8 protein-coding genes, 1 rRNA gene and 1 pseudogene are annotated in these 14,904 nt (G+C 47.6%); 9 read left to right on the plus strand and 1 reads right to left on the minus strand.

Annotated features, from left to right (window positions below; translation table 11 throughout):
• The first annotated feature begins 280 nt into the window (after positions 1-280).
• Positions 281-1,099 (plus strand): endonuclease/exonuclease/phosphatase family protein, encoded by an 819-nt coding sequence (locus BS614_RS04785; protein ID WP_074093105.1) that lies wholly within the window; start codon positions 281-283, stop codon positions 1,097-1,099.
• Positions 1,100-1,261: 162 nt separating this feature from the next.
• Here BS614_RS04785 and BS614_RS04790 read toward each other — a convergent pair whose 3' ends face one another.
• Positions 1,262-2,089 (minus strand): methyl-accepting chemotaxis protein, encoded by an 828-nt coding sequence (locus BS614_RS04790; RefSeq protein ID WP_017691152.1) that lies wholly within the window; start codon positions 2,087-2,089, stop codon positions 1,262-1,264.
• Between the two features lie 602 nt (positions 2,090-2,691).
• Here BS614_RS04790 and BS614_RS04795 point away from each other — a divergent pair.
• From BS614_RS04795 to BS614_RS04835, 8 genes and pseudogenes are all read left to right on the plus strand, one after another.
• Positions 2,692-4,935, plus strand: a complete 2,244-nt coding sequence (locus tag BS614_RS04795) for a glycoside hydrolase family 88/105 protein (RefSeq protein WP_074093106.1) — start codon at positions 2,692-2,694, stop codon at positions 4,933-4,935.
• Positions 4,936-5,197: 262 nt separating this feature from the next.
• Positions 5,198-6,538 (plus strand): ABC transporter substrate-binding protein, encoded by a 1,341-nt coding sequence (locus BS614_RS04800; protein ID WP_074093107.1) that lies wholly within the window; start codon positions 5,198-5,200, stop codon positions 6,536-6,538.
• Positions 6,539-6,585: 47 nt separating this feature from the next.
• The gene (locus tag BS614_RS04805) at positions 6,586-7,536 is read left to right on the plus strand and encodes a carbohydrate ABC transporter permease (protein WP_244898266.1); all 951 of its coding nucleotides are present in this window, start codon (positions 6,586-6,588) and stop codon (positions 7,534-7,536) included.
• The gene (locus BS614_RS04810) at positions 7,533-8,381 is read left to right on the plus strand and encodes a carbohydrate ABC transporter permease (RefSeq protein WP_074093108.1); all 849 of its coding nucleotides are present in this window, start codon (positions 7,533-7,535) and stop codon (positions 8,379-8,381) included. Before BS614_RS04805 ends, BS614_RS04810 begins: the two co-directional genes overlap by 4 nt.
• Before the next feature lie 28 nt (positions 8,382-8,409).
• Entirely contained in the window at positions 8,410-10,278 is a 1,869-nt protein-coding gene (locus BS614_RS04815; protein ID WP_074093109.1) for a cache domain-containing sensor histidine kinase, read from the plus strand.
• A complete protein-coding gene (locus tag BS614_RS04820) occupies positions 10,275-11,879 on the plus strand; it encodes a response regulator (RefSeq protein ID WP_074093110.1) in 1,605 nt (534 codons plus the stop codon). Before BS614_RS04815 ends, BS614_RS04820 begins: the two co-directional genes overlap by 4 nt.
• A 51-nt stretch (positions 11,880-11,930) precedes the next feature.
• Positions 11,931-12,478: pseudogene (locus BS614_RS04825) on the plus strand (GNAT family N-acetyltransferase).
• 633 nt (positions 12,479-13,111) lie between these two features.
• Positions 13,112-14,664, plus strand: a 16S ribosomal RNA gene (locus tag BS614_RS04835).
• Positions 14,665-14,904 lie beyond the last annotated feature (240 nt).

The following is a 14,904-nucleotide window of genomic DNA, read 5'->3' on the forward strand; positions in this document are numbered from 1 at the left end:
TCCATCTCCTGGGGTAAACATAGGTTCAGTAATCACCACGTCTATGACGTGATGTTGTAAATTTGATGTATCCATCATATCAGTTATGAGCCAATCCGTGCATGGGTTATGAAGAATTTGAAGTTATTTTAGACCAACAGGAATCAGGATGAACACGTCGGTTCTGATAGCGGACGGAATGCATGATTGCCCCATATTGTGTATGCTTATGGTATGTATTCCTTTCAGGAACGATGCAGGCCGGGGAAACGGCTATACTACAAACAACAGGAGAGAGCATATGAAAATACTTACGTTAAACACACACGCTTGGGCGGAAGAGGATCAACTGAACAAGATCAGTCAGCTGGCTGATTTTATTAATACACATCAATTCGATGTGATCTCCATGCAGGAGGTCAACCAATCGATGCAGGAAGTCGCGCTTTCTGAAGAAGAACTGAAGATGTATTATGCTACTGAACCCGATGCAGTGATTAAAAAAGACAACTATGCCTATGTCCTGCTTCAGCAGCTGACAGAACAATATTACTGGACGTGGATTCCCGCGCATGTCGGGTTTCAAAAATACGATGAAGGACTGGCAATCCTTAGCCGGACGCCGATTACGCAGGCTTTTGGGGAATACGTGTCCCACATGCGGGATTATAACAACTATCGTACACGCAAGATTGTGGGGATCCAGACGGTTGTCCAAGGCGAAGCGACCTGGTTTGTGAACGGACACTATAACTGGTGGGATGATGATCAGGAACCTTTCAAAGGACAGTGGGAGTTGACGGAGAGCAAGCTTGCCCCTTACATGGATCAGCCATTATATATAATGGGTGATTTTAATAATGTCGCGGAAGTGCGTGGAGAAGGCTATGATTATATGATGAGCAAAGGTTGGAATGACCTGTACACCACAGCATTGCAAAAGGATGAAGGAGCAACTGTGGTGAAGGCCATTGCCGGCTGGGCAGATAACAAACGCGATCTGCGGATCGACTATATTTTCTCCAATCGTCCCATTCAGGCGAAGTCTTCCACCGTGGTCTTGAACGGTAAAAACGGGCCAGTCGTGTCTGACCATTTTGGCGTCGCTGTAGAGATATAACAGTCGTGTGACCACAAACCATAAAGGTGATATCACCGCAAATACAAAACAAAGCCTCCGCTGACTTCCTGCAAAGGGAAGTCGTCGGAGGATTTTCACATTCTAAATCATTTTCTATGTACATTTCATATCGTTTGTTCTTTCTGTTGTGGAACTGTATTGTTATTCGAGCGCCAGCATCTGATGTACAAACTTTTTCAGATTCGCGCTTGTCTCGCTAAGCTGTTCGATACTTTCCATGAACTCGGTAACAAGCTTGGCCTGATCCACTGTTGCGGTTGTAATCTGACCGATCTCTTGCTCCATATGTTTCATGGAATCTTGTACACTGCCGAGTGATGATTCAATATCAGCTGCTGCTTGCTTCGTATGATCCGACAGTTTGCGTACCTCACTGGCAACCACACCGAATCCTGCTCCTTGATCGCCCACACGAGCTGCCTCTATCATGGCGTTGAGTCCAAGCAGATTGGTTTGTTCCGATACTTCACGAATGACGTTTGTTACTTTAGACACACTGACGGAGTTCTCTGAAGCTTTTTTGGAGTTGCGCAGAATCTCTTCCGATGTCGCGGAGAGTTCTTCGGAATGTGCCGCAATCTGCTGAATGCCACCGACGAGCGCATTAATGGTAGTTTCATTTTCACGGATCAGCGTTTCCAGTGTCATGTGACTATCCAGTGCGTAGTTCACACCCAATATACCCACGACCTGATCGTTCTCTTTAATAGGGATTAGAATGGCATCAAAAGGTCTGCCCTGCAGATCACCAGGCATGCGTGCCACGGTACGGGAATCTCTGTTAGTCAGCATTTTGAAATGTTTATAATCATCATGCAGCTCATCCCCAACCTTCACGCCAATCTCCAGACTTTTTGCTTCGGAAAAATACAATACTTTCTCATGATCATTAATGGATATGGATATGTCGTCACGGAACATTTGGCTAACAAAAGGCATAGCATTTACCAGAGATTCAAGAGTATTCAATGTGCATCTTTCCTTCCCGATACAAAAAGTGGAATTTTTCAATCTATATAAGCTGAACTAAAGATATATTCACACGTACACTCCGATGACAGAATAACCTTCCAATCGCTGTTATCCCCAGATTTTTTTGATTCCCTTTTCTCAAGGGAAAAATCCGGTGATAGCGTATGCTTACGATGCAGCTTTCTTTCAGAAATCTTTTAGGCGAACGCTTCGCTTTTTCAGTTTTTTCTGTCCTCTACGTTTCTGTGTAAATGATTAGTTCAACATATATAGTTTCTATATCGGTAACATTTTCCGTTTTTTTGAATTAATGTCCCAATGAAGGTGTAATTGGCGAAGTGAAAACCGAATTTCCTGATTTTTTGAAAGCGTAATCAAAAATCTGTAGCCACCATAGAACATGTCAGTTATACTGGGATTATTAATTGGTGTCTGAGTAAACTAGAAGGTATTAACGTTCAGGGCAAGGGAATTTCTTACGGAGGTTAAGCGCTATATCCCCGGAAGCTGTGACAGCAGAATACGGATCTGGCCTGCCCAGGCGAACGTTTTATTTCGGATAAGATGTTATTTCAACGTGAGAGGGATGTGTGCCATCGATGACGACCTATTTCAGTGAACCACAGAGCATGTATTACCGATTTGGAGAAGATCAGGATCAGGTGTTGAAGGTACTGGCCGAGAGGTATATTGGAGCCAATGCGCAGGCTGATTTTGTATATCGGGTATTCCAGAAGTCTGGTATTTTGCAAAATGAAAAAGGGCTTTATGATCTGAATTTAGGTAAACGCTTTCCTGATGCATCTAAAGACCATATATCCTACGCAGCTGCACTGGTTTGGGGGGACGAGGACCGAAACCTGGATGTACTGGTCCGCTGTTATGGGCCTGTTCGTTTCTATTTCAATGAGCAGATGGTCTATCGCTCAACCGTAATGGATGAGATTAGTCCAGACGCAACAGTGAAGCTCAGCATCGATATCAAGCCTGGATGGAACACCATTTGGCTGGAAATGAAAAACACCCCTGCCGGATTTGGCTGCCAATTTGGGTCAGATGAAGGTAAAGTGCGTATTCTGAACGTATTTGCGCCGTTTCAGGAGAGACAGGGACAAGCAGGGTGGGTGTTCTCCCAACCGAACCCGGCTGCGAGTAAGCAACCGGACCTACTTGGAAAAGAATCAGACTATAGCTTGAACTGGCTGCCTGAGACAGGCTGGTCTGATGAAGATAAAACCAAGCCAGCTTTCGAACGAATATACGGGCATCTTCCTGGTCGGCATGCTTATGCTTGGACTCATCTGAATAATAACGATTCAACCGGGAATGCGGTGCGATTGTCAGGTCAATCCTCCGGTTCTCTAAGTATATGGATTAGCGGCAAGCCTGTGGCGCAAGTGAAGGAAGCGGGTCCGTTCGAGGTGGATGTACCAGTCCCGTTTGGACGGAATGACCTGCTTGTCCGAAGTGAATATGACGATACGGCGGGACCTTGGCATTTTAATTTGAACGCAACCGTGTCGGGCAAGCCGCTCTCACTGGAACTTCCTCAGCGTGTGCACGGAGCTAATGGAGAGTCTTGGTTATATGTTGGCCCTTTTGAGTCGGAGGTTGAACCCGATTTGCAGGATCTGACTCGAACGGACCGAGTGTATCAAACGGGGAAAGGACAGACATATTGGCGCTTAGATCGACCGGATGCTTGGATCAGACCTTATTATGAGAACGCGATGTTAAGCAACAAATGGACAGTGGGCAGTGTGACCAATTATGGTCGCTGGGATTATCCATTGGGTGTCACTGTATATGGTCTATTACGGACGGGGCGTTATTTGCAAAGACCGGACATTACACGTTATGCGGCTGAGCATGTGCAGGCATGTACCCAGATGTATGAATACTCCTTATGGGATCGGGAGCAGTATGGTTTCCCGGCAGTCAATCAACAATTGGTCATGCTGAAAATGCTGGATAACTGTGGTTCTTTTGGTTCGGCCATGCTAGAAGCGTATTCAGAGTGTCATGAACCAACGTTTCTTCCGATTGCTGAACGGATTGCAGATTTCATGCTTTCCCGCCTGGAACGGCAGGAGGATGGTGCATTTTATCGCACATGTGTAGGGGAGTATGCCGAGAATACCATGTGGGCAGATGACCTCTATATGAGCACGCCGTTTCTCGTTCGTTATGCACGGGTGACAGGCAACTCAGCCGCATTGGATGAAGCCGCCAGACAATTTTCACTGTATCGGAAGTATCTGTTTATGCCTGAGTTCAAGATCATGTCCCATGTGTATGATTTCAAATACGGACAGGCAACGCAGATTCCATGGGGACGGGGAAATGGCTGGACACTGTTTTCCTTGACAGAGGTATTGGAAGCTTTGCCAACAGAGCATCCCGAGCGCCCAGCCTTAATAGATTTCTTCAATGAGCTGTGTGAGGGGTACGCAGCGCTTCAAGGGGAAAGCGGGTTGTGGCATCAGGTGTTGAATGTTCCGCAGACGTATGAAGAAGCCTCCTGCACGGCGATGTTTGCCTATGGTTTTGCGAGAGGTGTACGCTTTGGCTGGTTCAAAGACCCTGAAGTTTACGTCACAGCTGCCGAGCGGGCTTGGAAGGGACTTATCTGCAAAGCCATTGATCGTCAAGGGAGTGTGCATGGCGTGTGTAGCGGATCACGATATGCGTTTACGGCAGAGTATTATGATCAGGACTTGCGTACCGTTACCAATGACAATCACGGAATAGGCATTATGATGCTGGCAGGAACTGAAGTAGCAAAAATGAAGAAACATCTGGCTGAACACAGGGTGTCTTCACCTGCCGTCTCACATTCCTGACAGACCGCCGGGGTCTGATTTTCATACTATCGTTTCTATACAACAGTCTTCTGCTCCACGTAATACGGTTGTATATCCGTAATCATATTTGAGACGGGATCATCACCGCCGGGAATATCATTCCTGGTGGTTTTTGATTCCTGTAACTCCTTACTTTTTTGACAGGAAAGCTTACTTTTGTTTATGTCATGTACAGTAATAGACCGATACAATAGGTTTTGTAAGCGATTCCATAAATGCAAGAAGGGGAGGAAATTCATTTATGATGATTACAAAAAAGTGGGTAACCCTGTTCTGCCTGTCCCTGTTATTGTTCGCTACAGCCTGTTCGGGAGGGGCCTCCGATAAGCCGGCTTCTTCTGGTGAAGCAAGTGAAAATGAAGGAGACTCTTCAGGCAAGATTGAACTGCGCATGACTTGGTGGGGATCACAGACCAGACATGATCTGACGACCAAAGTGATCCAATTGTTTGAAGAGAAACATCCGGGAATCACCATTAAGCCTGAATATTCCGGTTGGGACGGTTACTTTGACAAGTTGACTACACAGGTAGCTGGTTCAAATGCACCAGATATCATCCAGATGGATTACGCCTTTTTGACTGACTTTGCCCGGCGTGGTGCCTTGCTTGACCTGACTCCGTTTGCAGAGAGTAAAGAGCTGCGGACAGAGGATCATGATCAGAGCATGATTACAGCCGGATCAATTGACGATAAATTATATGCGATTACCCTCGGAGTTAACGCACCAGGTGTCATATATGACGCCACCGTATTTCAGGAATTAGGTATCGAAGAACCACAAGAGAGTTGGACATGGAAGGATTTTGGGGATATTGCGACCAAGATCGCCGCAGCCAAAGGTGAGGGGTTCTATGGATCTGCAGACATTTCCGGTACAACGAACATGTTTGAAGTGTTTATTCGGCAATCCGGGAAAGGATTGTTTGATGGTGGCACAATGACCGCTACCAGCGAGGAGCTTCAGCAATGGTTCGATATGTGGAGCGCACTACGCGAGAATGGTGGAGTGACTACAGCGGAGATAACGGCATCCACAACCAATGCGCTGGAGACACGACCGATCTCACTGGGCACAGCCGCCATGGACTTTGCATGGTCCAATCAATTGCTGACATTCCAGCAGGTGAACAAAAACCAGGATCATAAGCTTGGCATACAAGTTCTTCCGCATGGTGTAGGTGAAAAGCAAATCGGTGAATACCTGAAACCAGGCCAGTTCCTCTCCGGTTATGGCAAAACCAAACATCCGAAGGAAGTTGCCATGTTCATTGATTTCATGGTTAACGATCCAGAAGCAACCGCTATTCTTGGTTCTGAACGTGGTGTGCCGGTTAACTCAAGCATTCGTGAACAGATGCAGCCTACGCTGCCGGAAGCGGAGCAAACCATTTTCCAATTTATTGATACTGTATCGAAGAACTCCAGCGAGATTGACCCACCATACCCGCAAGGATTTGCTGAAGTGGACACAAGTTTCAAAAGCGCAAGCGAGCAAATCGCCTTCGGTCAAGGCAATACTCCAGATGTCATTGCCCAGTTTATTGAAGGAGCCAAGGCTACGCTTGGATCGAGTCAATAATAATTGAAACTGTCTCAGACTTCTAATTCTGCGGGGAGGTTGCGAAGATGACGACATCACAGGTCAGTCAAGCCCGAATCGAGCGTGTAACTACCCGGCGGGTCAAACGAAGATATGCGCATAATGGAGCCGCACTTCTATTTCTCGCCCCTTGGCTTGTCGGATTGTTATTTCTCACCTTAGGTCCAATGTTGGTATCCTTGTACATTTCGTTCACCGATTACAGTATCCTGGCCGCCCCTTCCTGGGTCGGTCTGGACAACTACACCACGATGTTTACATCGGATAAACTGTTCACTCAGTCGCTCAAAGTCACATTCACGTATGTCGCTGTATCCGTACCGGTCAAATTGATTTTCGCGCTGCTGGTAGCGCTGTTGCTCAACAAAGGGATTCGAGGATTAGGTATTTATCGGACAGTGTATTACATCCCGACATTGCTTGGAGGTAGCGTGGCGATTGCGATGTTGTGGCGTAAAATGCTGGGTGGGGACGGGCTACTCAATAGTGTTCTTGCCATGGTAGGCATTAAAGCGCCCGATTGGGTAGCGAATCCGAAATATGCTCTGTACTCCATTGTCCTGTTATCCGTGTGGCAGTTCGGATCGTCGATGATTATTTTCCTGGCAGGCCTGAAGCAGATTCCACCCGAGTATGATGAAGCCTCAGCGGTAGATGGTGCAGGCCCTCTGCGGAGATTCTTCTATATAACGTTGCCAATTCTGTCACCCGTTATCTTCTTCAATCTCGTCATGCAGCTGATTACGTCCTTTCAATCGTTCACACAGGCTTTTGTCATCAGTAACGGTAGCGGAGGGCCAGTGAACTCAACCTTAATGTACTCTCTGTATCTGTACAAAAAAGGATTCTCATTCTTTCAGATGGGTTATGCTTCTGCGATGGCCTGGGTGCTGGTCATCCTGATTGGCGTATTTACATTGCTCGTATTCCGCAGCAGCAAGCTGTGGGTGCACTATGAGGATGGTGGGAAATCATGATTGGACAACGGAACTCTACAGCATGGGTCGTCAGCAAACATGTGTTAATCTCAGGCATCGCCTTTGTCATGCTCTACCCGATCCTCTGGATGCTGGGCAGCTCATTCAAACCGGGACATATGATCTTTACAGAGACCTGGTTCTGGCCACAGGAATGGAATTGGCAAAATTACATGAATGGCTGGTCGGGAATTCAGGGCAACCCGTTCTCCCGGTTTCTAACTAACTCTGTCGTTCTATCGCTTGGCGCGGTGCTGGGCAATGTGATTTCCTGCTCTATGGCGGCGTATGCCTTCGCCCGACTGAATTTTCGTTTCAAAGCCATTTGCTTTGGCCTGATGCTCATGACGATCATGCTGCCCCATCATGTGACGCTGATCCCGCAGTATATTCTCTTCAACCACCTGGAGTGGGTGAATACGTATCTGCCGCTTGTGGTGCCAAAATGGCTGGCGACAGATGCCTTCTTCATTTTTCTCATGGTACAGTTCTTCCGGGGATTGCCTAAAGAGCTGGATGAGGCGGCCACCATCGATGGATGTGGTCCTGTGAAAATATACACCCAAATCATCATTCCACTGGCTTTCCCAGCATTGGTTACCACGATGATCTTTACGTTCTTGTGGACATGGGACGACTTCTTCAGTCAGTTGATCTACCTGAGTGACGTTAGCAAATACACCGTGCCGCTAGGTCTGCGCCTGTTCCTTGATTCCAGCTCTCAATCCGATTGGGGCCCGACGTTTGCCATGTCGGTGTTGTCGCTGGTGCCATGTTTTATCGTATTTATCGTGTGTCAAAAGTACTTCGTGGAAGGAATCGCGACCTCTGGGCTCAAAGGGTAATTCCAAGACGAAACGAGTTGATTTTTCCATGAGGAAAGGAAGATGGTCTTCATTTATTAATCAAAAGCTGCAACAAAGCAAGCTCTCCACATTGATGGTGACTTGCTTTATTGCGTTTAACCTCCTGCTCGTCTCGGTTGTGGTCTGGCTGGCATATCAGTCTTTCTCAGCAGTCACCTTTGCCGAGATTAGCAAAGCACGCCTGGCTCTTCTGAACGAAAGCACACGTCGGGGATTTGATTTCATCACAGGGGTAACAGGAACCGCATATGGTTTGGCAAGCAATCGGGAGCTGTCCAATTTGCTCGAAACGGCTGATACGGGCAGACTTGCACAGATTCACCAGCGGAGAGAGGTCTCTCGAATCCTGGATCATACCATGGTCGTGAGTGAAGGCATCACTTCCATCGAACTGTATACGGATGTCTTCAATGAAGTGACAGTGACTATGGCTGATCGCATATTTCCGGTGGACACCATCGCACATGACTCTTGGTTTGCTACGCTGGAAAAGGCTGATGCGGCTTGGGTTCCGCTGCGTGAGAACGAATCTGGCCAATCCCTGGTCGGATACGCCCAACGGATTTTCGACAGTCGTGGTGGAACGGTTGCTTATGTGCTCATTCGACTGAGTAGAGCGGACATCGTACGCAGGTTTGCCGATGTACCCATGGTGCTTGATGGAAAAGTCCTGTTGGTAGATACGGCTGGTAATGTCGTAATGCAGATGGGGAGAGTTGATCCAGCAGGGGAGAAGGAACGAGCGGATAGAAGAAATGAAGCAAGTACAATTCAAGAAACGGGTGAAGCTGTAAATTCATCTTCTTCTATTATAGATAGTGCATGGATTCAGGAACATGTCCAGCATGGTGCAGACGGGTACGAAGTAGTTTCCGGCCAACCCGGAGGTGCTCAATTGGTGCTGTACTCCAGGCCAGCCATGCTTCAGTGGCGTCTCGTACAGACTATTCCGGTATATACACTGTTATCTCCGCTCAGACAAGCGGGCTGGCAGATCCTTGGCATCGCCGTGCTGGGACTATTATGCTCGGCTGTGCTGGCGTACCTGTTTGTAAGGCGGATCATCCGGCCTTTGCGACAATTAATCAAGCGAATGAGACAACTGGAGAAAGGGGACTTCGATACCCGGGTCCAACTTTCGTTTACGGAGGAATATGCCCATTTGGCTTATGGCTTTAATCACATGGCTTCACAGCTCACGACGCTGATGGAACAGGTGAAGGATGAGAGCCGGGCCAAGCGTGAAGCCCAGACGGGCTTGCTTGAGGCCCAGATCAAACCCCATTTTTTATACAATACCCTCGACATGATCCACTGGCGCGCACTTGATTACGAAGCCAAGGATATCAGTCGCATGATTGTACAACTGAGTAAGCTGTTACGGATCGGACTGAGTGGAGGGAGATTGTTTATACGGGTTCGTGATGAGTTGGAACATGCCCGTTGCTACGTCAACATACAGTCAGAGCGGCTACCGTTTTCCATTCAATATCAGGAGCAGATCGATCCGCATACTCGCGGTTGTTACATTCCCAAAATCATTTTGCAGCCCTTTATCGAAAATGCCGTTATGCACGGGCACCCTGAAGAAGGCACACTTCGAATTCAGGTGCATATGCACGAAGTGGAAGGCCCGCATCAGGATATCGTCATTCGTATCACGGATAATGGGCGGGGTTTGCCAGAGGGGTGGAAACTCGAAGAGACGTGTGGTATCGGTGTACGGAATGTACATCAGCGCATTCAGCTTTATTGCGGGAAGAGATATGGCGTTCAACTGAGCGATAGAGAGTCAGGTGGCGTGGAAGTGACCATTACGCTGCCGCGTATTGAGACCGACGAGCAATTAAATCTATGGCTGGACGGTGAAAAATGATGAAGACCATTATGCTTGTTGATGACGATCCTCATATTGTAAAGGCGTTAACAGATCATATCGATTGGCCTTCTCTGGGCCTCAGCATTGCAGGCACTGCTTCCAATGGCTTGGATGCGCTGGAGTTGTTTCACCGCATGAATCCAGATGTCGTTATGACTGACGTCTATCTACCGGGGATGACCGGGCTTGAGATCACACAGACGTTGCGACGTGATCATCCCCACCTGCCGATCATCATTCTTAGTGGATATGACGAATTCGAGAACGCCCGGGCAGCCATGCGCTGGGGGGTGAATCACTTTTTGCTGAAGCCGGCAGAGGTTGAGGAGATTGAGTCTGTGCTGCGGGAGGTATTACTGGAACAAGATGTGCGGGAGCGGCATGAGCGGCTGGAGCGGACGTACAAGCAGGAGGTTGGACGGGTGCTTCCTTATTTGCGCAAACAATTCCTTCACGAACTGCTGACTACGCGATATCGGGCAGAGGAACTGCCTAAAGAACGCATGGACTATATAGGCATTCATATGTCCTCACAGACACGCGCCATTAGTCTGCAACTGAATCGCCCCGTATTTTTGACACGGATGAAAGAACGGGATTGGCAGCTTCTCCGCTATGGGGCGGCCGATATTATTCAGGAGACGGTGAAGGAGCAAGCGGCGCGCATGAATGGTCAGGTAGAGATTGTTGATTATTCGGATCAGGTATTTGTGTTGCTTCTATTAGGAGATAAAGATCATCTGGAGGAATGCCTGCCACTCGTGGAGAGGATGATGGATCAGATCTTTACGTATCTGAAAATTGAAGTGAGTGCTGGAATAGGAAGATCCAAAAGTCACCCATGTGAGGTGATAGATTCTTATCTGGAGAGCAGGGAAGCGGTGGAAACAGCAGAGTTTCAAGGTGGAAGTCGTATCTACCACTATGAAGCGTCAGAGGATACAGAACCAAGTGTGACCGATTATTCGCTATTACTTCGTCAATGGAATGAGGCTTGGACGGATATCAGACCTGATCTGGCGGAAGAGGTATGGCATCATATTCGGCTTTTGTTGAAAGAGGGCAACTGTGTTGGGATACAGGATGTACAGGTGGTGGCCGTCAGTCTGTTTGACACGTTGATGCATAGCTGGAACCGACTTCACCCTATGTTAGCGCCACCGCTGGCGATGAGTGATTTTCTGCGTGAAATTCAATCGAAATATGCTTTACATGATCTGGTAAGCTGGATGGATCGTATTATCTGCGATTGGCTGGAACAGATACGCAAGGAGATGGGTGAGAAGAAAAGCAATAAACTTATCGAGCAGGTGAAACAGTATGTAGAGCTTCATTACGCCGAAGAGATTAGTTTTGAAGCGATAGCCAAGGGGCTGTTCGTACATCCGAAGTATCTGAGCCAACTGTTCAAAAGGGTGACCGGTGAGAATTTCGTGAGTTATTTGAACGGGTACCGAATTCAGAGAGCGTTGGAACTGTTGCAGTCGGGACATTACATGGTATATGAGGTGAGCGAGATGACGGGGTTCCGTAATGCGACGTATTTCAGCCAGGTGTTCAAAATGCTTACGGGCAAGAGTCCGTCTGAGGTGGGGTAGAGCGAAACAGGTATAGTAATTATACAAAGTGGAAGAGGAGGTATGGTTCTTATGATGATCGATCAGCAGGAAAATTACATTAAAGGCTTATCTTACTCCATTAGATCGGCAGAGGAAAAGGATGCTGAGGCCTTGTCTTCACTACGTGTACAAATCGATGGGGAAACCGAGAACATGGATCGTGAAGAGGGCGAGGCGTATATCGACGCAGCCGGGTTTAGGCGGATCATCCATTTGGACACTGAGAAGTCACGGAATCTGTTCCTTGTTGCTGTAGTAGCGGGTGAGATTGTGGGATACTCCCGATGTGAAGGTACAGAGCTGAAGCGCTTTTGCCATAAAGTTGAGTTCGGCGTGTGTGTAGCCCGAGAGTTCTGGGGGCATGGGATTGGCAAGAACTTGTTAGAGAAGTCGATAGAATGGGCAGACCAGACTGGTTTAGAGAAGATGACGTTGAACGTGCTGGCATCCAATGAAAAGGCAATCGAGTTATACCAAAAGAGTGGCTTCGAGAACGAAGGTATTTTAAAAAGGATCGTAGACATGCGGATGGACAGTATTATGACACGATAGTGATGGGCAGGTTCAGAGACTTATAATGGTATAAAAAGTGAAAAGCAGAATCTATATAAGCCCACAGCTTATGGAGTTTAATTATTAGATTTGATACCGACATAATAGATAGCAGTGTTATTGAGAAGATGTATTATGTTTCTTATCTTATAGAACGAATGTAATGATGTTGAATGAGTCTATTCACAACCTATTATTGAGATAGATTAGACCGGTGAGTGTATATAGGGTATAGTAAGAGGATATTGCCATTGGAAAAAGAGATTATGAAGAGATTGAACAAATATATAATCAGTTTTCAGGTGGGATATTTTACAAGTAGCAATTGTATTGTGTATATGATATATTCTATTTCCGGCCAAAAAAAACACGAGAAACAAAGTGCCGCAGGCAGAACAAATAAGCTTCGAAAGAAACTTGAAAAAAAGAGCTTGCTAAGTTGGTTCGGAAGTGTTATGATATAAAAGTTGCTGAGGAGAACAATACTCGGTAACGAAAACAAGTTTGATCTTTGAAAACTGAACAACGAGTGAGTAAACATTCTGCTTGCAGAATGAACGCGAAAGTTTGAGACAAGCCTTGGCTTGGATCGACTGGAGCACAAATGAGATTTTTAATCTCGTCAGATTCAAAATGAGCTTATCGCTCTTTTCAATACTTTATTGGAGAGTTTGATCCTGGCTCAGGACGAACGCTGGCGGCATGCCTAATACATGCAAGTCGAGCGGAGTTGATAGGAAGCTTGCTTCCTTGATACTTAGCGGCGGACGGGTGAGTAACACGTAGGCAACCTGCCCTCAAGTTTGGGACAACTACCGGAAACGGTAGCTAATACCGAATAATTGTTTTCTTCGCCTGAAGGAAACTGGAAAGACGGAGCAATCTGTCACTTGGGGATGGGCCTGCGGCGCATTAGCTAGTTGGTGAGGTAACAGCTCACCAAGGCGACGATGCGTAGCCGACCTGAGAGGGTGATCGGCCACACTGGGACTGAGACACGGCCCAGACTCCTACGGGAGGCAGCAGTAGGGAATCTTCCGCAATGGGCGAAAGCCTGACGGAGCAATGCCGCGTGAGTGATGAAGGTTTTCGGATCGTAAAGCTCTGTTGCCAGGGAAGAACGCTTGGGAGAGTAACTGCTCTCAAGGTGACGGTACCTGAGAAGAAAGCCCCGGCTAACTACGTGCCAGCAGCCGCGGTAATACGTAGGGGGCAAGCGTTGTCCGGAATTATTGGGCGTAAAGCGCGCGCAGGCGGTCATTTAAGTCTGGTGTTTAATCCCGGGGCTCAACCCCGGATCGCACTGGAAACTGGGTGACTTGAGTGCAGAAGAGGAGAGTGGAATTCCACGTGTAGCGGTGAAATGCGTAGATATGTGGAGGAACACCAGTGGCGAAGGCGACTCTCTGGGCTGTAACTGACGCTGAGGCGCGAAAGCGTGGGGAGCAAACAGGATTAGATACCCTGGTAGTCCACGCCGTAAACGATGAGTGCTAGGTGTTAGGGGTTTCGATACCCTTGGTGCCGAAGTTAACACATTAAGCACTCCGCCTGGGGAGTACGGTCGCAAGACTGAAACTCAAAGGAATTGACGGGGACCCGCACAAGCAGTGGAGTATGTGGTTTAATTCGAAGCAACGCGAAGAACCTTACCAGGTCTTGACATCCCTCTGATCGATGCAGAGATGTATCTTTCCTTCGGGACAGAGGAGACAGGTGGTGCATGGTTGTCGTCAGCTCGTGTCGTGAGATGTTGGGTTAAGTCCCGCAACGAGCGCAACCCTTATATTTAGTTGCCAGCACTTCGGGTGGGCACTCTAGATAGACTGCCGGTGACAAACCGGAGGAAGGTGGGGATGACGTCAAATCATCATGCCCCTTATGACCTGGGCTACACACGTACTACAATGGCCGGTACAACGGGCTGCGAAATCGCGAGATGGAGCCAATCCCAACAAAGCCGGTCTCAGTTCGGATTGCAGGCTGCAACTCGCCTGCATGAAGTCGGAATTGCTAGTAATCGCGGATCAGCATGCCGCGGTGAATACGTTCCCGGGTCTTGTACACACCGCCCGTCACACCACGAGAGTTTATAACACCCGAAGTCGGTGGGGTAACCGCAAGGAGCCAGCCGCCGAAGGTGGGATAGATGATTGGGGTGAAGTCGTAACAAGGTAGCCGTATCGGAAGGTGCGGCTGGATCACCTCCTTTCTATGGAGAATCGTTTCCCGAGTGGAAACATTCAAATACGCAGCTTAGCTGCAAAACACTCACTCGTTGTTCGGTTTTGAGAGCTCAAACTCTCAAACAGCTTGCTTTTGCATGGAGCTTGTTCTTTGAAAACTAGATATCGAAACGAAACAAACGCGAATTAGAACATTCCTTTAAGCTGATCTTGTGTAAACAAGTGAAGTGTTTATAAAGGTAGTTAAATTGCTTTTGTGATGGTAT

Origin of the sequence: Paenibacillus xylanexedens (assembly GCF_001908275.1) — a bacterium.
In the GTDB taxonomy this organism is placed as follows: domain Bacteria; phylum Bacillota; class Bacilli; order Paenibacillales; family Paenibacillaceae; genus Paenibacillus; species Paenibacillus xylanexedens_A.